This window comes from Okeania sp., assembly GCF_035285525.1.
In the GTDB taxonomy this organism is placed as follows: domain Bacteria; phylum Cyanobacteriota; class Cyanobacteriia; order Cyanobacteriales; family Microcoleaceae; genus Trichodesmium.
In genome coordinates this window covers 1-24,371 of sequence record NZ_JAYKGW010000195.1, presented here as the reverse complement: position 1 = coordinate 24,371, position 24,371 = coordinate 1, and the positions used below count along the sequence as shown (strand labels likewise).

Annotated in this window: 21 protein-coding genes; 13 read left to right on the top strand and 8 right to left on the bottom strand. The window is 31.5% G+C overall.

Annotated elements, in window-relative coordinates; all coding sequences use genetic code 11:
* Window positions 1-116 precede the first annotated feature (116 nt).
* From VKJ25_RS18970 to VKJ25_RS18950, 5 genes are all read left to right on the top strand, one after another.
* Window positions 117-1,286, top strand: a complete 1,170-nt coding sequence (locus VKJ25_RS18970) for a pyridoxal phosphate-dependent aminotransferase (RefSeq protein WP_324238203.1) — start codon at window positions 117-119, stop codon at window positions 1,284-1,286.
* Between the two features lie 491 nt (window positions 1,287-1,777).
* The gene (locus VKJ25_RS18965) at window positions 1,778-1,975 is read left to right on the top strand and encodes a hypothetical protein (protein ID WP_324238202.1); all 198 of its coding nucleotides are present in this window, start codon (window positions 1,778-1,780) and stop codon (window positions 1,973-1,975) included.
* 308 nt (window positions 1,976-2,283) lie between these two features.
* On the top strand, window positions 2,284-2,757 hold the full coding sequence (locus VKJ25_RS18960; protein ID WP_324238201.1) for a Tic20 family protein: 474 nt from the start codon (window positions 2,284-2,286) through the stop codon (window positions 2,755-2,757).
* A gap of 118 nt (window positions 2,758-2,875) precedes the next feature.
* Window positions 2,876-3,229: a 30S ribosomal protein S6 gene (gene rpsF / locus VKJ25_RS18955; protein ID WP_324238200.1), complete on the top strand. Its 354-nt coding sequence runs from the start codon at window positions 2,876-2,878 to the stop codon at window positions 3,227-3,229.
* A gap of 635 nt (window positions 3,230-3,864) precedes the next feature.
* Complete coding sequence (locus VKJ25_RS18950) at window positions 3,865-4,422, top strand: Npun_F5560 family protein (RefSeq protein ID WP_375340350.1); 558 nt, start codon at window positions 3,865-3,867, stop codon at window positions 4,420-4,422.
* Window positions 4,423-5,302: 880 nt separating this feature from the next.
* Here the strand turns inward: VKJ25_RS18950 and VKJ25_RS18945 are convergent.
* Entirely contained in the window at window positions 5,303-5,650 is a 348-nt protein-coding gene (locus tag VKJ25_RS18945) for an STAS domain-containing protein (protein ID WP_324238199.1), read from the bottom strand.
* A gap of 1,065 nt (window positions 5,651-6,715) precedes the next feature.
* On the opposite strand from VKJ25_RS18945, the gene VKJ25_RS18940 reads away from it, so the two are divergent.
* Entirely contained in the window at window positions 6,716-7,348 is a 633-nt protein-coding gene (locus VKJ25_RS18940) for a DedA family protein (protein WP_324238198.1), read from the top strand.
* Window positions 7,349-7,495: 147 nt separating this feature from the next.
* Here VKJ25_RS18940 and VKJ25_RS18935 read toward each other — a convergent pair whose 3' ends face one another.
* Together VKJ25_RS18935 and VKJ25_RS18930 are read right to left on the bottom strand one after the other, a co-directional pair.
* Complete coding sequence (locus VKJ25_RS18935; RefSeq protein WP_324238197.1) at window positions 7,496-8,608, bottom strand: saccharopine dehydrogenase family protein; 1,113 nt, start codon at window positions 8,606-8,608, stop codon at window positions 7,496-7,498.
* A 21-nt stretch (window positions 8,609-8,629) separates the two neighbouring features.
* Window positions 8,630-8,767: a hypothetical protein gene (locus tag VKJ25_RS18930; RefSeq protein ID WP_324238196.1), complete on the bottom strand. Its 138-nt coding sequence runs from the start codon at window positions 8,765-8,767 to the stop codon at window positions 8,630-8,632.
* Between the two features lie 291 nt (window positions 8,768-9,058).
* Here VKJ25_RS18930 and VKJ25_RS18925 point away from each other — a divergent pair, with 291 nt between their 5' ends.
* A complete protein-coding gene (locus VKJ25_RS18925; protein WP_324238195.1) occupies window positions 9,059-9,196 on the top strand; it encodes a photosystem II reaction center protein K in 138 nt (45 codons plus the stop codon).
* 805 nt (window positions 9,197-10,001) lie between these two features.
* Here VKJ25_RS18925 and VKJ25_RS18920 read toward each other — a convergent pair.
* From VKJ25_RS18920 to VKJ25_RS18910, 3 genes are all read right to left on the bottom strand, one after another.
* Window positions 10,002-10,562, bottom strand: a complete 561-nt coding sequence (locus VKJ25_RS18920; RefSeq protein ID WP_324238194.1) for a glutathione S-transferase family protein — start codon at window positions 10,560-10,562, stop codon at window positions 10,002-10,004.
* 512 nt (window positions 10,563-11,074) lie between these two features.
* Window positions 11,075-11,539: a hypothetical protein gene (locus VKJ25_RS18915; protein ID WP_324238193.1), complete on the bottom strand. Its 465-nt coding sequence runs from the start codon at window positions 11,537-11,539 to the stop codon at window positions 11,075-11,077.
* 512 nt (window positions 11,540-12,051) lie between these two features.
* The gene (locus VKJ25_RS18910) at window positions 12,052-12,729 is read right to left on the bottom strand and encodes an MBL fold metallo-hydrolase (RefSeq protein ID WP_324238192.1); all 678 of its coding nucleotides are present in this window, start codon (window positions 12,727-12,729) and stop codon (window positions 12,052-12,054) included.
* A gap of 70 nt (window positions 12,730-12,799) precedes the next feature.
* On the opposite strand from VKJ25_RS18910, the gene VKJ25_RS18905 reads away from it, so the two are divergent.
* Both VKJ25_RS18905 and VKJ25_RS18900 read left to right on the top strand, forming a co-directional pair.
* Window positions 12,800-14,293: a site-2 protease family protein gene (locus VKJ25_RS18905; RefSeq protein WP_324238191.1), complete on the top strand. Its 1,494-nt coding sequence runs from the start codon at window positions 12,800-12,802 to the stop codon at window positions 14,291-14,293.
* Between the two features lie 1,073 nt (window positions 14,294-15,366).
* Entirely contained in the window at window positions 15,367-15,924 is a 558-nt protein-coding gene (locus VKJ25_RS18900; RefSeq protein ID WP_324238190.1) for an NUDIX hydrolase, read from the top strand.
* Between the two features lie 572 nt (window positions 15,925-16,496).
* Here the strand turns inward: VKJ25_RS18900 and VKJ25_RS18895 are convergent.
* Together VKJ25_RS18895 and VKJ25_RS18890 are read right to left on the bottom strand one after the other, a co-directional pair.
* Window positions 16,497-16,796, bottom strand: coding sequence for a DUF6464 family protein (locus VKJ25_RS18895; protein WP_324238189.1), 300 nt, complete (start codon window positions 16,794-16,796; stop codon window positions 16,497-16,499).
* Between the two features lie 44 nt (window positions 16,797-16,840).
* Window positions 16,841-17,038 (bottom strand): hypothetical protein, encoded by a 198-nt coding sequence (locus VKJ25_RS18890; RefSeq protein ID WP_324238188.1) that lies wholly within the window; start codon window positions 17,036-17,038, stop codon window positions 16,841-16,843.
* A 541-nt stretch (window positions 17,039-17,579) separates the two neighbouring features.
* On the opposite strand from VKJ25_RS18890, the gene VKJ25_RS18885 reads away from it, so the two are divergent.
* From VKJ25_RS18885 to VKJ25_RS18870, 4 genes are all read left to right on the top strand, one after another.
* Complete coding sequence (locus VKJ25_RS18885; RefSeq protein ID WP_324238187.1) at window positions 17,580-18,566, top strand: Ycf66 family protein; 987 nt, start codon at window positions 17,580-17,582, stop codon at window positions 18,564-18,566.
* A gap of 1,083 nt (window positions 18,567-19,649) precedes the next feature.
* Complete coding sequence (locus tag VKJ25_RS18880; RefSeq protein ID WP_324238186.1) at window positions 19,650-22,079, top strand: CHAT domain-containing protein; 2,430 nt, start codon at window positions 19,650-19,652, stop codon at window positions 22,077-22,079.
* Window positions 22,080-22,339: 260 nt separating this feature from the next.
* Window positions 22,340-23,203, top strand: coding sequence for a DNA adenine methylase (locus tag VKJ25_RS18875; RefSeq protein WP_324238185.1), 864 nt, complete (start codon window positions 22,340-22,342; stop codon window positions 23,201-23,203).
* A gap of 182 nt (window positions 23,204-23,385) precedes the next feature.
* On the top strand, window positions 23,386-24,371 hold a 986-nt coding region (locus VKJ25_RS18870), incomplete at its 3' end, for a type II restriction enzyme (protein ID WP_324238184.1).

Here is a 24,371-nt window from a genome sequence, read left to right as displayed (position 1 = left end):
GACATGAACCAAATAGGATTGCTATAGTTTATTTTCAGATAAAACCATTAAGATTATGACTCATAACTCCTAACTACCTCCAAAATCTTACAACTAAAAAAAAGGATTCCTAGATAATGCAGCTTGCCAAAAGACTAGAAAAAATACCACCTTATCTATTTACTAAAATTGAACATAAACGAAATGAATTAATAGAAAGAGGAGTTGATATTATCAATTTGGGGATAGGAGACCCAGACCAGCCTACACCCAATCACATTCTTGAGGCAATGTATGAGGCAATTCAAGACTCAACAAATCACCATTACCCCCCCTACAAAGGTCTAAAAGAATATAGACAAGCAGCAGCAGATTGGATGAAACGTAGGTTTGGTATTAATGATTTAAACCCAGAAACAGAAGTAATTTCTTCAATAGGTTCTAAAGAGTCCATTCACAATACTTTTTTAGCCTTTGTCAATCCAGGAGATTATACCATAATTCCTGACCCTGGCTATCCAGTTTATCGTACTTCAACAATTTTTGCTGAGGGTCAACCTTACCCAATGGAGCTTAGGGCAGAAAATGGATTTTTACCAAACATCAAAACTATTCCTCCAGAGGTAGCTGAAAAAGCTAAGTTATTATGGGTTAATTATCCTAATAATCCTACGGGTGCTATAGCTACTTTAGAATTTTTTCAAGAATTGGTAGATTTTTGTCGGCATTATGATATATTATTATGCCACGACAATGCTTATTCGGAAATGGCTTATGATGGTTATAAACCTCCTAGTATTTTACAAGTTCCTGGGGCGAAAGATATAGCAATTGAATTTCATAGTTTATCTAAATCCTACAATATGACAGGATGGCGTATTGGTTTTGTAGTAGGAAATAGTTTAGGAATTTTAGGTTTAAGTCAAGTTAAATCTAATGTAGATTCTGGAGTATTTAAAGCAATTCAAAAAGCGGCGATCGCTGCTTTTTCTACTACTGAAGAAGACTTACAGAGTTTAGTAGCAGTTTATCAAAAAAGAAGAGATATTCTGATTAAAGGTTTGCAATCTTTGGGTTTTCCGATTAAACCAACTTTAGCCAGTTTATATGTATGGGTTCCGGTTCCCCAAAATTATACATCCCAAGAATTTGTCACTCTTTTACTAGAAAAATGTGGTATTATTGTACCTCCTGGAAATGGATATGGTGCATTTGGAGAAGGTTTTTTTCGCATAGCATTAACAGTAGAAGAAGAAAGAATTTATGAAGCATTACAAAGAATGAAAGATGCTGGTATTACTTATTAATTAGGGTTTGCTGAAAAAGTATTTTTGGCAATACAGGGAGTAAGGAGCATAGAGTAGTTAAGACTTAAGAGGAATATAGAGTTATAAAGAAGGTACACGGTTCCCGAGAAATCAGAAAAATCAAGGGATAATTTTTCTGCCTATATCTTGTTTGAAGACTAACCTAAAGTGCCAAAAAGTTACTAAATTAATCTTTAAAACTCTGGATTTTTACTCAGACAACTTACAAAAATCTAGAAAGTTAACATATAGAACTATTGCCTATTTCCCCCATACCTATTTTATACCTTCACCAACAGAGTTTTTCAGCAAACCCTAATTACATAAAAGGTAATCTTTAGTAGGAAGAAAGTAAGAAGTAATACAAATCAATCTAATATTTGATTATAAAATCTTTCCTAAGTATTAAATTCTGTAGCAATTTCCTTATTTCGACAATAGTCTCAGCTTAAAATATAGATACGAGATGAGATATTCCTGGAGGTATAGTAATGTTAGTTATTTTAATGGAAAATCAACTTATTGCTCCTCAAAGAGTTTGTCAAAGTTGTTTATTAGCAGATCAAAGTGGTCAACCTCGTTGGACAGGCGATCGACTACGTTGTGGTCATCCAGTTCCTAAGTTAACAGATACTCAACCAGATCAATATGAATGTCAAATGGGTTTCCGTATTGCCAGTGTAGAATAATTTCTTTTTATGGTACTCTTGCATAGTAATGGTGGTGAATTGTTTAGCAGTGTTTTGTTTGAAAGCACTTTAGTTAAACGGTTTTACTTCTGTGCCGAATATTCTTTTTTTATTTCATACCATTACTATACAGAAAAATCTTTTTGTTTGATTTAATAAATCAAAATTTGGAGCTTTCTGAGAGTTATTAAGGACTAAATCTTCAAGTTGGACTAACTATTTTGACACTATAATATATCTATCAATGCGCTATCCTAAATCTATAAGTGTATTTATTTATATATCACTAAATTTAGGAGAACTTTATAATGACTTGGCGCGGTTCCACAACGATTCCCGACCGAATTTTTGCTAGTTTACCTTACCTATTACCTTTACTAGATGGATTAGTATATGGGAGATACTTATTTCAACAGTTTCCTCCCCTACAACTAATTTTTATTCCTCTTACACCTTTGTTACAGATTTACCAAGGTATACCTTTTTTTGGGTTAATTGTTTTCTTTGCTCTGTTTTTACTGGTAGTGAGAAATGATAACATATCTCATTTTATTCGTTTTAATACCATGCAGGCAATTTTGTTAGACATTGTTTTGATTTTGTGTGGTCTGATTTTATCAACACTGGGAGGGGTTTTAGGAATATTTGTTCTGGAAACTCTTTCTAGTATGATATTTTTAGGAATTTTGGCCTCATTTATCTATACAGTAGTTCAGTCAGCAATGGGACGTTACGCAGAAATACCAACTATCTCTGATGCTGTTTATATGCAAGTCCGCTAAAAATTTTTGATATTAGCACTAGGATTTTTGGCAAAAATTTGGTAAGGTTAAATGTCCTTGCTTCTTCTAAATCTTAAATTTTAGCAGAAGCCACATAGTCCAAAAGGAGATTATTTCTATGAGACCATTCATTTACGAAACAATGTATATCTTGCGTCCTGATCTGACTGATGAGCAAGTAGAGCAGACAATTACAAAATATAAAGATATATTACAGGAACAAGGTGCTTATGATCTAGATATTCAACATCGTGGTAAGCGTCGTTTAGCTTATGAGATTGATAATCATCGTGAAGGTACATATATCCAGATGAACTATCAAGGTCCACCTCATCAAATAGCAGTTCTGGAAAGGGCAATGCGTTTAAGTGAAGAAGTTATTCGCTACTTGACGGTGAAACAGGGAGTACCTAAAACTGCTCAAACAGATAGTCAAGAATCATCAGAACCAGCATTAGCTTCGGTAGAATAGTAGTATCTTAAACTTTAAGACTTAGGACTTACTTAGCTAGTAGACAAGAAACCGGGTTTATTTTCCTAATAATTGTTTTTTGCTCTGACAAAATTTCCTATATTAGCCCGGGTTCTAGGTAAGTATTAAGGTTTTGGCTTAACTCAAAGAGCTAAAAGCATCTTGTCCTCTCTCCTAGTTTTGTTAAAGTTTGTCTAGCACTACTATAATAAACTACTAAAAAATCAAATTCACATTAGGAATTGAATCTAGAGTTGGCTGAGTAAAATCTTTTTGTTTAGATAAGCAGTCGAGAGTAGTTAAGAGTGAAAATTTAGGAGAATCACCAAGGAGGTGGTTGAAAAAATAGTTCCTTAATTTTTCTGTCTTAGTTAGCCTAAAATGCTCAATTTTTGATTTTTCGGGAACCGTACCAGAGCATCCCCAAAGTTGATACTTTTACGGTTCCGGATAAATCAGACTGTAGTAAAATCTAATATATTTATTTATGAATACTTTGAGATTTAATAAGTCAGGGCGAGGTCTAGCTCTTTTCACTGCCAGTAATCTATAATTATAATCAGAAAGGCTACAGTATTTTTAAATTTACAACATATTAAGAAATTACTCAACAATTAGGTAGGAGCAGAACTAAAGTGAATCAGATGCAAAAGTTAAATTCCCAACAACTTCAAGTTGAAGTGTATCGTCTGAATGAAGAATTACAAATGCGAGACCAATTAATTCAACAATTGTCTCAAGAACTTTTTCGTTTAGTTAAGGGAAATACAAGTATTGTACCAACATCTACTGTTCCTGAACGTTTCCAGTCTCAAATGCAAAGTTTAAAGGAACAGCTAAACGATGTTGAAAAACAAGTAACTTTTTATCAAGAACAAATTTCTGAACGAGATGCAGAAATATATAATCTCCGTCATTCTGTACAAGAATTAACAGACCGCTCCCAAATGTTGGAACAAGTGGTACAAGAATTACCAGAAGTTTATCGTCAGAAATTTTCTGAGCGACTTGCTGAAGTATTAGAAAAAGTTGAAATGTTGCAGAAAGAAAACCGTCAACTTCATGCAGAGTTACAAAGTGTTAGTTATCGTTTAGCAGTTAAAAATCGTCGAGCAACTGGTCTGGACTTACCTGCTTTTGGCTCTAGTCAATCTAATTCTTCTGTGAAAATGCCCACATTTGGCAATGCTTAATTTTAGCAAATATGGTGGAAAATTCATAGATTTTTTTTATCAAGTCGGGAATAAGAAATAGGTAATAAATTTGATAGAGAAATGTACAAAAAAGTTTTTGACTTTGACTTTGGTTGTTAGCATTCAGCTTTTGAAAATAATTTACTAAAGCTAGCTCATGGTCTTTTTCTGTTCTGCGGAATGTTAGGCAAACACTAAATTTTAATTATCGCTATTAGGCTAATTTCTCCTTCAGTATAAAAGTGAGTTTATAACTCGTAGCTGATAGATGAATGATTACTTCTGGTCAGAGTTATAGTAAATATTTCTCTGTCAATATTAAGTATAAAGTTCAGAATTGAAAATGGTATTTCGATAGTTTTAATTAATTTCCAGAAAATACTGATTTGATTAATTACAAAGCATAAAATCAGCTCGGTTGGCATTAAAATTAGCATCTGAGCTGATTATCTAAAAATATTATCAGGACTTACACGGGAGGCACTATATATGGAGTATTGGTGCTTTGTGCCTTGTGCGCTTTATATGTCGCCGCGTAGCGTTTCGGCGCTTGAGCCGACGACATATAAAGCCGAGCTTTGCGGAACGCCAAACGCACCCTACCAATAGCGTTCATGGCTTTAGTCCTAATTATCTCTCAAATTACTGAACTTACAGTTAGTTAGTTAGTTAGTTAGTTAGTTAGTTAGTTAGTTAGTTAGTTAGTTAGTTAGTTAGTTAGTTAGTTAGTTAGTTAGTTAGTTAGTTAGTTAGTTAGTTAGTTAGCTAGTTATTTTCTTTTTTATTATTTGCAGAATTATTACTATTAAAAAGCAATAATTTTTGTATTTTATCAGTGTGCTAATTTCTGTAATTAGCTAAAAGTTAAGTAAGTGATTAACTAAGCTGTTGCTAATTCTAACTCATACTCCGAAAAAACATCATCAAGATTATTGAAAATTTGAAAAACTCTATCTAACTGAGTAATCTCAAAAGCTAACTTAACTGTGGGACTCAAGTTACAAATAACTAAACGATAACCATGTTCACGAGCTATCTTGAAACCAATAATTAATGCGCTTAAACCAGAACTATCGATAAATTGAACATTTTTCATATCAATAATCCAAAGATTACATCCTTTTCCTAGAAGAGATATAAATTTATTCTTCATCTTATCTGCTTCAGCTAAGTTTAAGGAGTGTTGGGGGGTAAAAATAAGATAGTTATTATTATCAAGAATTTTCATAGGTATCACCATTAATTGAAAAGAAGAAGTTTACTTTTTTTGTTTGCCGTAAAGTAAAAAAAATCGGGAGTATGACAGTATGACAAATAGTTTCTAGATTCTAATTAGAGCTGGCTGAATTATTGATAAAAGCATTTACAGATAAACCTTTTAGGATTTTTAGGTAGGTCAAAAGTACCAGCTTTTCAGTCTTGAAAGCTAAAAAGTCTAGGATTTTCTAGCATAATTAGCTGATTTTTCGGGAACCGTAAATCAAGGGATAACTTTTCTGACCACCTCTTCTGTTATTCTTATTCCTTCTGGATTGCTGGATGGCTGGATTGATTGCTGGATTCTGGCTTTTCCCTGCTACTAAAAGACTTTTACGGTTCCCGATCAATCAGCAAACCCTAATTAACATAACATCAAAAATTTTTGATGTTATTCCAGAAATCTAAGTTAGTCAGCGAAAATTAGTTACACATATTGTTTGATTGCCAAAGTGTTAATAGTTAAGTTTTCCTTTTGTTTAAGTAGGAAATTTAAAGGTAATAAATTTTCTAATATTTTGTGAAACTGAAAATTAATACCACAGAATCTCAACCCAAAAATTCTCCTACTCATTAGATATCTCCATATCAAAGAGGGAACACTTAACTGGGAACAGGGAAGAATTGATTTTACTTTTTATTTTTGGAGATGTCTATTTATTTATCTAATCTAAAATCATTAGCATTTCCCTTATTCTTTTGATAACTTTTTTCTTTTATTGTTAGAAAAGCTCAAAACTTCCCCTAACCTCAATATAGGAACTTCTATATAGAATTGGTCGGGTAGCTTTGTCAAAATTGTATGAGATTTTCGTATCCCCAAGATATCTCCTTTAGATAAAGATGATTGAACTAATAAAGAAGTTCCTGAGAGATTAAACTAAGTAGTAATGCAAAATTATTTGTATATCATTTCGTCTCTAAACTTGATATAGTAATAAAGTTAATACACAATTAATTCTGTTTAAGCACTTAACCTGATAGTAAAATATAAAAAATGATAAATTTATTGATTATGTTTATAGTTTAACGTCTAATGTCTTTAGAGTTTGTATCCTTAGAAACAATTCAGTTTATAGCCCATAAATATGGTTATTTAGCTGTTTTTTTAGGAATAGCCTTAGAAAATGCAGGCATCCCTTTACCTGGAGAGACCATAACACTTGTAGGTGGATTTCTGGCTGGTAATGGAGAATTGACTTATAAATATGTATTGAGTTGTGCTATTATGGGTGCTGTATTTGGAGATAGTTGTGGATATTTGGTTGGCAAGTATGGCGGTTGGCCATTGATGTTGCGGTTAGGTAAAATATTTCGGGTTCAGGAAACAAAACTGATAGATGTGAAAAATCAGTTTAGTAAAAATGCAGCTCAGGCAGTATTCTTTGGTAGGTTTGTTACTTTGTTACGAATTTTTGCTGGACCTTTCGCTGGCATAGCTCAAATGCCTTATTGGAAATTCTTATTATGTAATTTTGCGGGTGCAACTATTTGGGCATTAACAATGGTAAGTTTATCCTTTTTTGTGGGACAAGTTGTACCTCTGGAAAAATTAGTCAGTTGGGTGGCAGAATTTGGTATAGTTGCTTTAGTTTTGGTATTGGCTTGGATTTCGATTTCGATTTGGTTAGACTCTGGTAAAAAAGGCAGTCAAAATCGAGATTTATAAATCAAGGTAGATAGGACGATATTTTCACAATACAAATAGGATTTTTGTATATAGTTCATTTCAGTTATCAATATCCCACAGAATCTTCTTTTTTTATTCTATGAAAATTAGGAGGCCGAACTACCCAAATTTTTAGGTCAAAATTAATTATATACCAGGAGCTACTAGATTTCTATCTTTCTGGGCATAGTAACAACCAAAACGATTGTTCAGGAAGGTATCTAAGCTAATATCCTCTTGTTTAAGGAAACCACTGTGGGTAATTTTTCCATTAAGATACATATCTAATACAGCACAAAGAGAGGAAGCAGTTGTAAGCTGGATAGAACTCCAGTTTTCTCCATACAAATTAAGGGGATAAATTTTGCGGACATCACTAATTTGCTGAAGATGACCATTTTTCCAACCAGTTACTGTACAAAAGATAATTACCACATCTTGCTTAGTAATAGGGATAGAATTTTCCAATATTTCTTCCAGCAGTTCCCGGCGATCGCTTAAACCTAATTCATTGGTTAAAAATTTTATTAGATATTGATGACCAGGATAACGGATCGTCTTATAGTTAAGGGTCTGAACTTGGCCTTCAAGAGTTTCGCAAAGAGTTCCTAAACCACCTGAAGTATTAAATGCTTCGTAATTTACTCCATCTACAGAAAAATGCTCTACTTCTTCTAAAGGTAATGCTTCAATTTTACAACCATTAAGAATAGCTTCTCCAGGATTACAGTATTCATTAATTAGACCTTTTGTAGACCAGGTGAGGTTGTACATCATCATATTAGATGGGTATTGGGGCAAAGCACCCACACGCATTTTTACTGCATCAAGTTTGTCAAAATTACTACACAAGTGATGGGCAAGGATACCGATAAAACCAGGAGCTAGTCCACATTGGGGTACAAAAATAGAATTATTAGAAGTTGTTTCCGCAATAGAGCGAACTGCATTGGTAGTTTCTACATCTTCAGTTAGGTCAAAATAACTAACTCCAGCTTGAGCAGCAGCACGGGCAATAATAGGATTTACCTCATAGGAACAAGCAGAGACAACGCAATCTTGGCCTTCTAGTTTTTTTGTCAAAGCAGTTTCATCAGTCACATCTATAACAAAAGTATTGACTGGCCAAGATGCTGTTAAGTTTTCTAAAGCTTGAGGTTCTCTATCACCAACCAGTATGGTATAATCCTCACTGTAATGTAAGAGCTTGGCGATCGCCGATCCAATTTTTCCAGCTCCCAATATTGTTACATTGTGCATTATTAAAGTAAATTCCCAACTTTAAGGTACTGGTTTCCATACTTCCTCAATATCTGTTTCATATATATCTGCCCATTGGTCATAGTTTTGAACTAATTCATCAAAATTTTGACTTGAACATATCCACTTCAACCACTGATTTGGTTCTTGCTTAGACATTTTTTACTTTATTCAATATTCCGTCCAAATTAATGGTATACATTTTAGCTTGATTAAGTCCCAAGATTTTGTATTATTCCTAGTTAGTATAAATGCTTAAGCATTTAATTCACTATTTCAAGTTTTAAGATATTTTTGTCCCTCAAAAATATATCGTCGCATTTAGCAAGGCCAATATTTTTATTAGTTGAGAGTTTAGAATTGAGTAGATAAACTTTTATGTTAATGGCTCATCTTTAAGATATACTTAATATCATAAAATTTTTTTGTGGAAAAAGGTAGGTTGATTTTATGGAATTAGCAATGTTATTGGCAAAGTTGCCTGAAGCTTATTCAATTTTTGATCCGTTAGTTGATGTTTTACCAGTAATTCCTGTTTTCTTCTTGTTGCTAGCTTTTGTTTGGCAAGCAGCAGTAGGTTTCAGATAAAAATAAATTCTCTAAATATGGCTATTAGCTTCCATTCTAAATTATTCTATTATTAGCAATATTGCTAAAATGATAATTTGGGAAGCTGATAGCTATGTAGATAATTAATAATTAATAATTAATAATTAATAGAGTTGTTGGGAACTCAGTCCAAAAAATGGCTAAAACCCCTATCGGTAAAGGTTTATAGCGACATTTGTCTCTAAAATCCTGAAAGCTTTATATAGTAAGCTTTTTAGCATTTTAATTTTTTATTTCCAAACAACTCTAATAATTTAAGCTGTCCTACTAATAGACCTTTCCATAAATAAAAATTAAAATCAATTCCGATCCAGAAATTATCAATTATTCTTCCCAGTTAAGCGTTCCCAGTTAAGCGTTCCCAGTTAAGCGTTCCCTCTTTTCTGAAGATGTCTAATAATGTTTTTGCTAAAAAGTTTAATCAGTATTGTGATGACTAAAAACAAGAAATCAAGCTTTTCTGGTAAATTTTACTCAAATAAATAAGTATTTTTAGAATAGTGGGATAGGTTGATAATTGATAATTAAATCATCACAGATTCAAAGTCTCTGCTTTTAAAAATAGAAAAGAAAAGAAGTCATTTCAGTTCAGTTATCAGTAGAGAGTAAACATCTGGCTAAATTTGGAGACTTGAAATACTGAATACTGAGTTAATTTTTTTCATCTCCTTGCTTAAGACGGGAGGCTTTATACCTCTTTCTTTTGGTAAAATTTCTGTACTTTATTCTCATCCTCTCAGTTTTGATCAGAGGTAATTATTAATTATCCATTATTCATTATTAATTATTTAGAAGGATTAGCAATTGTCTTTTGAAAAGCTGGTCTTTCAGAAATTCGTTTAATATATTCTAAAACAGCAGGATAAGAAGTTAAATCCAATTTTAACATCATCGGAATATAGGCTAAAATTGAACCTACTGCTACATCTGCTACATTTAATTCTTCACTCATTAAATAAGGTTGATTCTCGAAAATTTTATTCAATGGAGTTAATAAACGGGGAGTTTCTTTTTCGCGAGTTGCTTCCATAAAAATTCCCGGTCCGAGAGTAGCATTACCAAATAATACCCACTGAAAAATTTCGGCTTTCTTTTCTAAAGAATCAGGCATTTTACCATATTTTTCAGCTAAATATAATAAAATAGCGCCAGACTCCCAAAGTTTAAATTCTTCATCTACAATAGCAGGTACTTTTCCCATTGGATTAATATTTAAAAAATCTGCTTTGAGATGTTCTTCTGACTGCATATCAAGAGTGATAAATTCGTAGCTAGCTTCTATTTCTTCAAGATACCAATGAATAATTGAGGCTCGACTACGAGCGCCACCATAAAGTTTTATCATAATTAAATACCTAATTTTAGATGACTGTAATTTTTGCTAATTCTTACTTAATAAAAAAAATTATTTCAACAAGGTAAGCATTTTTTCAGAGTATTGCGACATAGCTATTAGCTGTCAGATATACTAACTAAATCATAAGTGATTTATAGCACTGGTTGTTACGATCTATAAACCTAACAAATAAGATTATTGAGATGCCAAAATTTGATCGTTTGAAAGTTGTCATTATTCCGAAATAAACTTGATGAAAAACTGGTTTGTTTTTTTAAATTCAACTTTTGTTCTGCTTGGGATACCAAAATCATACGATAAAATATCACCAACTATTTAGGATTGCCATATTAGTAATAATATATCAACCCTAAGGGAAAGGTTTAGATAAATATATTATATTTTTTTGAGCTGAATTATATATTTAGATTTAGAGATAACCGAATTAATAAAGTGGTTGTCTCCAATCCAACTAAAAACAATAGCTGAAATTGATAGCTGAAAGCTAAATAATTTTATAATTAAAGAACTTTGTGAGTATATTCGTGTTGCTTCACATTGTCTTCTGAACTGACAATATTTTCGGCATTTAATATTCGCTTACGTTCTAAAGAATAATTTAGTTGATCATAATAACTTCCTAGAGGAATTAAAGACTCAGCTTCTGGATGAATTTTATATGTGCGAGTAGCAGCGATCGCTCTATCTGCAAAATTATCAGAAAATTGAGCTTCTGGAGGAAAATCTGTAGGTAGTATTGGTGTTTCTCCAGATAATACTTTACCCAAAGTTGTCCCACAAGCTATTTCATAAGAGGTTGGTATTCCTTTAACAATAGCTTCGAGAGCTGCTGAGGGTATTGGTTCAACAATTTTTACTTGATAAACTTCTCCATCTTCTTTAACAAAGCAAGTTGCTAAACCAACAACTAAATAATCATCAGGAGATAAATCTGGGGCATTAGGATAAGTAGTAACAGTTGTCATAGGCTATTGTAATCTTTAATTCTTAATTGCTAAGTCTTATTTTACCAATTGAGGGAACTAAGTTCTCAAAAAAATTTATCCTTAAATTGAAATTCCACAATAATTATGCCAAAATAGATTTTATTAAGTTAAAATCGCCATTATTTTGACCAAAAATATTGGTGGTAGATTATGATTTTGGTTCAAGCAAGGCAGTAGAAGTATCTTGGACTGGCAGTATAATTATCAATTTTATAGTCATTACTCTGTTGTAATTAGGGTTTGCTGAAAAAGTTTTTTAGCTTTCTTGAAAATTGAGAAGTGCCCAATAATTTATCTATTATAAATAACGACAATGTTTAAGCATTAATATGAAATTATTTGTCAGGAAAAACTATAAATCAAAAAAATATTACAACCTATTTAGGATTGATATAAAAAAACTGAAATCCTCACCTTTTCCTAGTTAAGCATTTCCTAAAAGTAATAAAATTTTGTATAGGAATTAAATAGGATTGCTATAGTTAAGTAAATCAGAATAATGACTTAAATTTAAAATTCTCTAAATCTAAATATGCCAACCTATCATAAGCTGAGTCAATTACTCGCTTACCTCTCAGGGCACCAGTATTAGCACCAGGGCAAATATACTGTAAATTTTCTGTAGAAAATTTATCTATCAAGAATCTAACACTTTGAAGTTGTCTAGACCAATGGAAAGTTTTAGCTATACGCAACGGAACAGGTTCCCCTTGACTATTCGGCAATAAATGACGACCTGTAAATAATACTCCTCGATTTCGGGAATAATACAGACAAGATGAACCCGGAGAATGACCAGGAGTCCAAAAAACATGAGTATGTGGACTTAAATTAAACTCATGCTCAAAAGTTGTTACTTTTAGTCCAGGTAATAAATAAGCCTCTTGTTCTTGGATGAGAATATCACATTTGAAGGCTGTTTGAAACTCCTTGGCTTTGCCAATAGCAGTACGATGGGTGATATACAACCATTTGACTCCTCCCTGTGCCATGATAAATTTTTGATTTGTTTCATGATCAGCAGGACAATCAATCAGAATGTTGGTCTGATTCTCTACAATAAAATAGGAGGTTCCTCCTAGAGTATCCCGATTTGGTGCAAAAGCAAAAATATTTTCTAGGATACATTGGGGATGGGGAAGTTTCGATACAGAAGGCTGTTGTGTCAAGGCAGTATTCTTAACTTAATTAGACTTACACTTAATTTAATTAGAAATGGACAAAAATCAGTAAACTATTATGCTTTTTTTATTAATTTTATTAGGGTTAATTACATATTATATGTTGCAGCGTAGTGTAAGTAAAATTACTCGCACTCCTATTTGGATATTATGGCTGATTATGATGACACCAGCTTTAATCTGGACGACTTGGACTTTTGTTTATGGTGAAAAGCAACCGCCACTAGGATTAGTTATTATCCCCTTTATTTTTTGTCCTTATTTGTATTGGTTATTACTGCAATGGGGACGTTATACTCCTAGTGAGTTAGATAAATCAAAAACAGAAAATAGTAATTCTCAGAGTAAACCAGAAATTGACCCTAGTGAAACTATCAACCAAACTGTACCAAAACTGGCAATAGACAAAACTGAGGAAATAAATCTACGAAATTGTTTTCCTTGGACAGTTTACTATCTACGAAATTTAGAGTATAGACCTCAAGCGGTTATTTGTCGAGGTCAGTTACGCTCGAATCCAGAAGAAGCTTATCAAACAGTACGAGAAAATGTCAAAGGAAAATTTGGCGATCGCTTTTTAGTAGTATTTCAAAATAGTTTTCAAGGTAAGCCTTTTTTTGCTTTAGTTCCTAATCCACATTCTAGCAATACTCAAAGTCAAGAGTATGAGGAATATAAAAGACCAATAATCTTGGCTTTAGGGTTATTATTAATAACTTTATTTACTACTACATTGGTAGGGGCGAGAGAAATAGTTGGTATTTCTGAAAAAGCCATCCAATATAACCCTAGTTTGTTAATTCAAGGTTTGCCTTATGCCATTGCTTTGATTTTGATTTTAGGATGCCATGAATTAGGTCATTATATAACAGCTCAATTATACAAAATTCATAGTAGTTTACCATATTTTATTCCCATACCGTTTTTCTTAGGAACTTTTGGTGCATTTATTAGAATGCAAAGTCCTGTACCTAATCGTAAATCTTTATTTGATGTTAGTATAGCGGGTCCGATAGCTGGATTTGTAGTTACGATACCATTATTAATTTGGGGTTTATTTCACTCTGATATAGTTCCTTTATCGGAAAGTTCAGGAATGTTATCTATTGATTCATTAAATCCAACTTTTTCTTTTTTATTGGCTGTATTAAGTAAGTTGGCATTAGGTGCGGAATTAACTGCTAATAAAGGTATAGATTTACATCCAGTTGCAGTGGCAGGTTATATAGGTGTAGTATTTACTGCATATAATTTAATGCCTATTGGGCAACTTGATGGTGGTCATATTGTACACGCGATGTTTGGGCAACGTACTGGTATGGTTATTGGTCAAATTTCCCGTTTTTTGTTATTAGTATTAGCTTTAATAAATCCGGAATTTTTATTTTTAGCAATCTTTTTATTTTTACTTCCTCTTGCTGATGAACCTGCTCTTAATGATGTTAGTGAATTAGATGATAAACGTGACTTTTTGGGATTGTTAATGTTGGGTTTATTGGTAATAATTTTATTGCCTGCACCAAAGATGGTAATACAGTGGTTAAATTTTTAATTTAGTGGAGTAGGGAGTAGGCAGGAAAAAAGAAGGAAGAGGAAACAAGAAAGGTAGATTAGTTTATTGATAAATATAGTTCAGTTAAGATTTTTTTTACAGCTTTTTAATCTGAATAAAGACTTTAATCTTTTTAGGTAAGGATTCAGCATTCCGCAGGAAATGCTTACCTTTTTAGGGTTGAAATAAAGTGCGCCTGTTTCAGTCTAAAACTTTAAAAAGTCAGTATTTTGGGGCGACTATGGCAGAAAAATAAAGGAACAACTTTTCCTTCTATTTTGTTTGTTTTCCTATGCTTATTCACACTTTGCTTTTTTGAGAAAACCCTAAGTTAAAGTAGTGCTTGCTGATTAGACATAAAAACGTTTACAGATAAAAAATTTAGCCTTTTTAGAGTGTAAAAAATTCTGCTTGTTTAAGCTATTTATGCACGGTAAGGTTCGGTGAGAAATCGGTTAAAAATAAAAAAAAAGAGAGCATTTTGGGCGCATAGTTGGGCAAAAAAATTTATTCCCTATCACCCTATTACCCTATCACCGGATTTCCTTAAAAAAGACTTTTTTAGCAAACCCTAAGTAGTGCTGGTTGATGAATTATAGTCGATCTCTGCATCTAAAATTAAAACTCTATATTCTCTCTAAATTTAGGGATAAAATTAGGTAATTAATTTTGCCTAATGTACTGATAAATCAGGTTTAAATATGAGGTTGATTAGAAGAGTAAAGCAGAAAGCAGAAGGGTTGAAAATGATTTGGAAAAGTAGCTTTTGATAACCGGATTTAGTATAACACAATTTTTGTTTGCTAAACTCGAAAAAACTAGAATAATTTATTCCCGAAAAATCAAGGGATAAAATATTAAAATACTCTTCTATAATTTCTTTTTCCTAGTGAATTTTTATCGAGGTTGAGTACAACTTACCTAACTAAAAAAAATACTTTTTTAGAAAATATTAAGTAGAAGATACTGTGAACTTATAACTGATTTGATGGAGGCTGAATACAACTTCTCTACCTAAAAAAATACTTTTTCATAAAACCTTAAGTAGGAGGTATTGATAACTGATAACTGAAATGACTGATTTAAAAAAATGGAAAATTTTACAATCTAGGTTAGTAATTAATAATAAATGGTGTCAAGTAAGACAGGATGAAGTTAAATTACCGAATGGCAAAATTATAGATGATTTCTTTATTAATGTGAGACCAGATATTGCTCTGGTTTTTCCTGTAACTGTTGAACAAGAAATTGTTTTTGTCCGTCAATATAGACATGGAGTTGGTCAAGTTTTATTAGAGTTACCCGCAGGTTCTTTTAATCCTAAAATAGAAGTTGCTGAAGTAGCTGCTAGTAGAGAACTTACTGAAGAAACTGGATATGTTGCTGAGAAGTTAATTAAATTGGCAAGTCTATATGATAATCCAGTTAAAGATACTAATTCTATTCATTTATTTATTGCTGAAAATGTCATTAAATCTGAAGAACAAGAGCTTGATGTTACAGAAGAAATTGAAGTAATTTTAATACCCATTGCTGAAGTTATTCAGAGAGTTTTAATGGGAGATATAAGTGTTTGTGGAACTATCGCAGCTATATTTTTAGGATTAGAATATTTGCAAAAGTCTAAATAGGATTTGCTGAATTATTTATCAAACCATTTTATAGATAAATAGGGCTGGCTGAATTATTTATCAAAGTTTTTACTAGGAAAACTTTCAGCATTTTATAGATACTAATAAAGTACCAGCTTTTAGGTGATTCCAGCTTAAAAATCTAGGATTTTGGGAATTTCGAGGGGTAAAAAATTAGAGTAAGATTCTTCTGGCTACCTCTTCTATGATTCTTATTCTTCCCGGATTTCAGGATTGCTGGATTCTGGCTCCTACCTTGAAATAAAAAACTTTTTCAGAAACCCTAAATATTTGAGTATTTTTAGGGTATAAAAAAGTGCGCTTGTTTGAGCTAATCATGTTCAAAAAGTTAGCCTTTTTTTCTCAGTATGGTAGAAAAATAAAGGAACAATTATTTTTTTTAATTTCTCTGTTTTTCCACACTTTCAAAATTGCGCATTACCCTAAAATTTGCTTTTTTCAGAACACCGTAAATAATCTGAAATAATTTCCTAAAATTACAATAGCTTCAAAGTTTTAAACCACTATAATCTTACTTTTAACTTTTAACTTTTGACTGCTGTGAAACCATATTACTCAATATCTATTGACTGATAATCACAACAATTTTTACATGGACCTAGAGGATTAACAGCACAACGAATTTGAGAAGTTCTAGCATTAAACTTACAAGTTAAGTCTCCTATAATATATCCTACTCCTTTTATATATTGTTGTTCTATTTGACTAGATGTAACTGTTATTTCTCTATAGTTAACAGCTAATCTGACTGAGTTAAGTTTTTCTAGAGTTCTGGCTTCAAACTTGTGGAAAATCCATAAAGAAACTAGGCAAGGAGTTATGCCTATTAACAATATTAATAATATCTCCAAGACATTTATTATAATTTATTGATGAAAAATTTATAACTATTGAATCAAAATTGCATTATTTGTTCATAAAAGTTTTGATATTTATTTGTCATATTAAAATATGATAAATTTTCTTCAAAATATGATAAAGTTGGAGCTTTACTATCTGAAGAAATAGGTGACTTAATATCAGATAAGTCTATACCTGCAAAGATATGCAAAGAGAAGGTAACAGCAGCAGCTAACAAAAATTTTTCCCACATTTCACACTCTCCTTTTATGTTGATGCTTTTCTAATACTTAACATTATACGAGAAAATCCTAGCAATAGTCTGTGATTTGAAATTAGTTAGAAAAGTGATTAAACTCACGATATAATTAGCCAGCCATAATTAAATCTAAAAATATTAAAAGATAAAGCTTTTAGCCTTTTTAGGTTTTGATTTATCGGGAACCGTAAAAATACCATATTTTGCGTAGAAGCGAGCTGAAAAAGTAAGCATTTTGAAGTAACTATGGCAGAAAAATTACTCTAACTATTATTAATGATCGCCTTCTGTATAACTGCTATTTATCTTAACTCTTAATTATTCCTTACTCCCTATTTCTTAATTCAAAAAAAAGACTTTATTCAGCAAATTTTAATTAACATATATTAGACATTGTATTTCACTATGGGAAAAGTAGTAGGACATGGCGTAGTTGAGAAATCTGGCATTGTTCCTCAAGTCTAAAGTTGAGAGAATGTCAATGAACGATAAAATGACCCGATATAGGAAAAAATGATAGGAGTACATAAAACTTATGCTTACAAATATACTGGCCTTAGCTGTTGGTTTTGGTAGTTTAGCTTTATACATGGTGGCCTTTTTCTTTCCAGAAGTCCATCGGAAAAATGATTTTATTTGGAGTGGTGTAGGTCTTTTTTATGCCCTGGTATTGTGGTTTTGTGCTGCTAGAATTACAGGTGCGTTATTATTGGGTCAAGTAGCAGGTGTAGCTTTATTAGGTTGGTTTGCTTGGGAAAGTATAACATTGCGTCGTCAAGTTACCCCAGTTGTAGAGCAAACTCAAATATCAAGTCAGAACATTTCTGAAGATAATACTCAGGAAAAATCAACAACTATTTCTGAGGAAACATCTACATCTAATTTAATTGAATCAACAGAAATTTCTACTGAAGATTTAGAGCAAAATATTTCTACTGAAGAGTTGGTTAATGAAGTTAAATTAGGAGAAAGTGAGTCTGAATTATTATCTCCTGAAATTACTTCAGATTTAAGCAATATGACAAAAGAATCTGAAGCAGATAGAACTGAAAGTATGATAGAAGAAAATGTTTTAACAGATACTCAAAGTGTATCAGAAATATCTGAAGGATTACAAACAGGTTCGTCTAAAAAAGCTGGTGGTTTTTCTCAGTTGTTGACACCTGTAAGTGGCATATTGAGTAATATTAAAAATGCTATTCAAAGTAAAGGTAGTAAAAAGACTGTTCCTGAATTAACATCTACAGAAATTCAATCTGATACTGAGAAATTAAGCTCTAATGAAGAAGTTAATGAAACTGGAAAAGAAGAGTCTGTTATATCTGATGTTTGGCTAGAAAAAACTAATTTAACAGAACCTGAAAAAGAAACAATTTCATCTTTAGATGCAGAATCTATATCTACTGAAAAATCTATTTCAGAAACTCCAGTAAGTACAAAATTTTCTGAAGTTCAAGATGACTTACTATCAACAGGAAAAATAATTACTAAAGATACTGATAATGGGGAAGAAAAAGTGTAAGCATTCAGCATTCATTTGTTAGCTATTAGCTATTAATTGTGAAGAGGGTAAAACAAGCCTGGATATTGAGAAACAATAAAAATTTACTGTAGAAATTCTATTTCTAAAGCTCATAATTAATTATTAATTACTAATTGCTGAAGTGCTGACTGCTAATAGCTAAATGTTTACACTGATAGTGCTTTTCACTGTACTGCCAAGTACGCCTTGAAGCGGAATTTTCGGCCTCAACTAGAAAGCTGTATAATTAATATTTGTCTCTCATACATAATTTGGCAATCTTTTGTATAGTTAAATTTCCTATTTTTTTATAGCAGATTCTCAGTATCTGAAGTACAAATATTGATAATTAAGTGTTTTTATTCGGAGCATCTTGCTCCCGTAGGTATACCTCAAAAAAATGGGAGATGCTGTATATATCAATACGGTTTAGTTAAGACGAAAACTCATAAGATATGGAAGCATTATATAGGTTTTCAGACTACAAAACTGTCAAAAAAAATGCTTAACTAAACTGTATTGCTCTATATACAAAAACGCTTTCCTTTAGTAAGCATTCAGCAATCAGCTATTACTTTGAGTGAGTGATAAAAGCTTTATTAATTAAGCTATAAAAATTTTACTATAAAAGTCAGCTCGAAAATCTATATTAACTAGGACTAAAGCCATGAGGTAGGAAAAACAGGGGTTTGAGATTGCTTCCCGACCGTCGTATCGGACGAAAATACATTGCAGTTCGTAAGTCCTGTTCACTTAAAATCTATCCTTAAATATAGGGTATTATTGCTGAAGTGCTGAATGCTTACTTCCTTTGTTATAAGGTACACCTATGGCGGGTAAGATTCCCGTAATACAATGTTTTTACCATTTACCCTGTACCTCTTAATTTATGCCCGAAATTTGCTGTATCACAATTGTGAAATAACTAAGTTAAGTAGACAAAATTATTTGTATATAAATCTGCTTGTAATCCTTTGATAGGTCTAACACAGAGCAATAAAAAATGCACAATTAATTCTGTCCTGGTACTTACTTATTCAGATTTAATATAACTCATAAAATACAAAACATTTAGTTATTAAAATGATGATTTGGAAAAATTTGAGGTTGATTATACCTACTTTATGTTTATTAATTATTCCTCCATTTATAGCGGTCGAAAAAAAGGTAAATATTAGTTCACAAGCACTAGCAAAACTGACAAAAAACGCAACTTATTCTATTTCAGAAAACCATCTAAAAACTGACGCGCAGGAACTTGAAAAACAGGCAAATAAAGAATTTAATAATGGTCAATTTAAGATGGCTATAGAAAAGTTTAAAGGAGCATTAGAAATTTATAATAAACAGAGCGATCGCTTTGGAATTATTCGGACTTTGAATAAAATTGCTGCCGTTTATGATGCTCAAGGTAAACATCTGAAAGCTTTAGAGTTTTATCAGCAAGCATTAGAAAAGAATCAAGAGGAGAAAAGTAGTGAAAATACCAGTGCTATTTTAAATAATATTGGTTTAGCTTATTCACATTTAGGTTGGTATGAGAAAGCTATAGATTTTTATCAGCAAACTTTAAATGAAAATCACCCAGAACCAGCAATTATTTTAAATAAAATTGGAAGAATTTATAGCCATTTAAAGGAGTTTCCTAAAGCTTTAGAATTTTATCAACAAGCTTTAGAGATTAATCGGAAAAATCAAGACAATATTGGTATCGCTAAAACTCTAGATAATATAGGTGTAGTTTATCGAGAACAAGGGAAATATTCTGAGGCATTAAAATATCATCAGGAAGCATTAGCTATTCAAGAAAAAATTGGCGATCACTATAATAATTCAGATACTCTTCATCATATTGGTAGAGTTCATCGAGAATCAGATAAACATTCAGAATCTCTAAGTTTTTTGACTAATACTTTGATTATTGAACGACAGCTTGGAGACCAAGAAGGAGAGAGAATTACTCTTGCTGATATAGGTAAATTATTAGAAAGAAAAAATCAGGATGAGTTGGCAATAATTTTCTATAAACAATCAGTTAATATTACTGAAGATATTCGGAAAGATTTACAAAAATTACCAGTAGAAGAGCAAAATTTATATGTAGAAAGTATTGCTACAATATATCGGAATTTGGCTGCATTATTGCTGGAAAAAAAACGGGCATTAGAAGCACATCAAATTTTAGATTTACTGCATATACAAGAGACATTTGAATATACCGGAAATTTAAAAACTGATGAATATGAATATAGTGAAATTCCATTACTAGAGTCAGAACAGATATTTTGGAAAAAGTATTCTGAGTTAATAGATGAAGTTGTTAAAAGCTATAGTCAAAATCCAAATAACTTACAGGAGAAATTAGCAAAAATTCAAGGTTTTTTGGATAGTGAAGAAGTCAAGTCTATAGTTTTAGAATTAGAGAAAAATGCTAGGAGTCAAAAACTAGGTTCAGATATAGCACTTTGGTTACAGTCTGAACTAAAAGAAAATAATCTTCAAGATACTGTAATTTTATATCCATTGCTTTTAGAAGATCGGTTAGAGTTAATATTAATGACTGCTGATTCTCCTCCATTTCATCGCACTGTTTTAGTAAATAAGAAAGAATTTAATCAAACTATCCTGCAATTAAGAATGCAACTAACAAATAGAAATCAATCTGATAAAAGAGTTAAAGAAGCAGGATTGAAATTATATAATTGGTTGATTAAACCTATGGAAGCTCAACTAAAAATTACTCAAGCTAAAAAGATACTTTATGCTCCTGATGGTAAATTACGTTATATTCCTTTAGCAGCAATACATGATGGAAAAAAATGGTTAGGAGAAAGGTTTCAAATTAATAATATTACTGCTGCAAGTTTAATGGAACTAGAACCTAGAGAAAAATTTGAACCTATAATTTTAGCAGGTGCTTTAAATGAAGGAAGTTACAATTTTAAAGTTGGTCAACGCCTATTTGAATTTGAATCATTGCCTTTTGCAGGAGTAGAGGTAGAGGAGATACAAAATGTCTTTCCTCAAACTAATAAATTGTTAGGTAATGCTTTTACTAAAGAAGCTATCGAAGCAAAATTCGATAGCTATAATATTATACATTTTGCTACTCATTCTGCTTTTTTAAGTGGTCATCCAGAAGAATCTTTTATATTATTTGGAGATGGCGATCGCGCTACTTTACGAGATGTGGAAGATTGGAATTTAAAGGATGTAGAATTAATTGTTTTTAGTGCTTGTCAAACTGCTTTAGGAAAAGAGTTAGGAAATGGTGAAGAAATACTTGGTTTTGGTTATAAAATACAAGAAGCTGGAGCCACAGCAAGTATTGCAACTTTATGGCGAGTTGATGACCAAGGTACTCAAGAGTTTATGAATGATTTTTATCGAGCTTTGAAGAATGGAGAAAGCAAAGTAGCAGCAGTACAAAAGGCACAAATTTCTATGATTAATAGTGAGTATAGTCACCCCTATTATTGGGCACCATTTATTTTAATTGGAAATGGGCTTTAAGTCAGTTATCAGTTATCAGTTATCAGCTCTGGTTTTTTGGTATTAGATAAAAGCTTTTAATTAAGCAATAATCTAGCTATTAGCTGTCAGTAATCAGGTCAAGAATTCTATACTTAATTAAACAATTCAAACTGACTCTTTAGATATTTCCAAAAATCAAAAGTCAAATCAATTGTTATCTATAAATTCTCGATTGTTTGTCTCTGTTCCCTGTTCCCTATTCCCTGTTCTCTTATTACGAAATATAGAGGTATTTTTTAGTGCGCAAAAATCCAATAGTTAAACCTTTTTTAAAATGGGCAGGAGGTAAAAGACAATTATTATCTGAATTAACAAAATATATTAACCGAAAATCTCTGAATAAATCTACATATTATGAACCTTTTATTGGTGGAGGAGCACTTTTGTTTGAGTTACAACCAACCAGAGCAGTTATTAGTGATAAAAATCAGGAATTAATCAATTGTTATCAGGTAGTTAGAGATTCATTGGATGATTTAATCGAAGAATTAAGAAAACATCAAGAGAATAATAATACTGTTAATTATTTCTATGAAATTAGAAATTTAGATCGTTCACCAAAAGAATACAATAATCTGTCAAAAGTAGAAAAGGCAGCTAGAATTATTTATTTGAATAAAACTTGTTATAATGGTTTATTTAGAGTTAATTCTCAGGGTCAGTTTAATGTTCCTTGTGGCAAATATAAAAAACCTAATGTTTTAGATGAGGCTGTTTTAAAAGCTGTGAGTAAATATTTAAATAAGTCTCAAGTAGAAATATTAAATTTGGATTTTTCTGAAGCGGTTGAAAATGCTAAAAAAGGTGATTTTATTTATTTCGATCCTCCTTACGATCCTGTTTCTAATACTGCCTCTTTTACAGGGTATGATATTAATGGTTTTAACAAGGATGAACAGAAAAGATTAAAGGAAGTTTTTGATGAATTAACGGATAGAGGTTGCTTGGTTATTTTAAGTAATTCTCGAACAGATTTTATTATGGATTTGTATAAAGATTATCAGGATAAAATCAAAATAGTCAGAGCAGCAAGAAGTATTAATTCTAAGGGTTTGAAGAGAGGAAAAGTTGATGAAATTTTAGTGTTAAATTTTGCGGTTTAGCCAAGATTAAATTTAAGCAAAAATGAGCCTGTACAGGAAAAGTTATTTCACAGATATAAAAAATTAAAAGTGGTGAATAAAATAAAAATTGTTTCTTCCAAGTCAAAGCATCTCAAATTAATCAGAAACAAAGTTGATGAAATTTTAGGGTGAAATTTTCCAGTTGATATAAATCTATAAGTATGACTAAAAATGATGAGGCATGGGAAAAGCTATTTGAGAAATATCAAATATTAGATGAAGTGAATAAAAACGATTTTTTCAAAATAGAAGCATCTCAAATTAATCAGGAACGAGAAAGTAGACTAATGGCAAAATTTGACCATATTGTTAATTTGCCAAAAATATTCAGAGATAATAATTTATCAATCCTACCCCTTTCTCGTTATCAATATATTATCGGTAAATTTAATACACATTTACCAGTCAAATACAATCTCGAAGTTTCCACTATTTCTTGGCAGTTTCCCAAAGAAATAGAAACCATAGATTATACTAATTTATATTCTGAAAGTTCTGCATTACTTTGCGCATTTAATATTGGTATTATTGATGACTTAGTAGACTCAAAAACTAAATTCACTGTTTCGGGTAGAATGTCTACAGGAACCTTTGACTTCTCTATTGAAAATTCTATTAAGCAACAGTCATATTCAATCAATGTGACTAATTCTCAATGCGAAATAGATGGAGGTTTTGAAACTGATAATTGTTTAATTTTAATGGAAGTTAAAAACTATAGAGTTGAGGATTTTTTAATCAGACAACTCTATTATCCCTATAGATTATGGTCAAATAAAATTAGTAAAAAAGTTGTACCAGTATTAATGACTTACTCCAACGATATTTTCAGCTTTTTTATTTATAAATTTGCCAATATATTAGATTATAATTCTATCACTTTGGTAGAACAGAAAAATTATGAAATTGCTTCAGAAGAAATACAGATAAGTGAAGTAGACTTACTACTAACTCAGATTAAAATAATTTCTGAACCTGCAAATATTCCATTTCCACAAGCAGATAAATTTGACAGAACAATAGACTTAATTTCCCTACTATTAGAAAATGATTTAACTCCCAATGAAATTACAGAAAATTATCAATTTGATAAAAGACAAACAGATTATTATACAAGTGCTGGAAGATATTTAGGTCTCATAGAAAA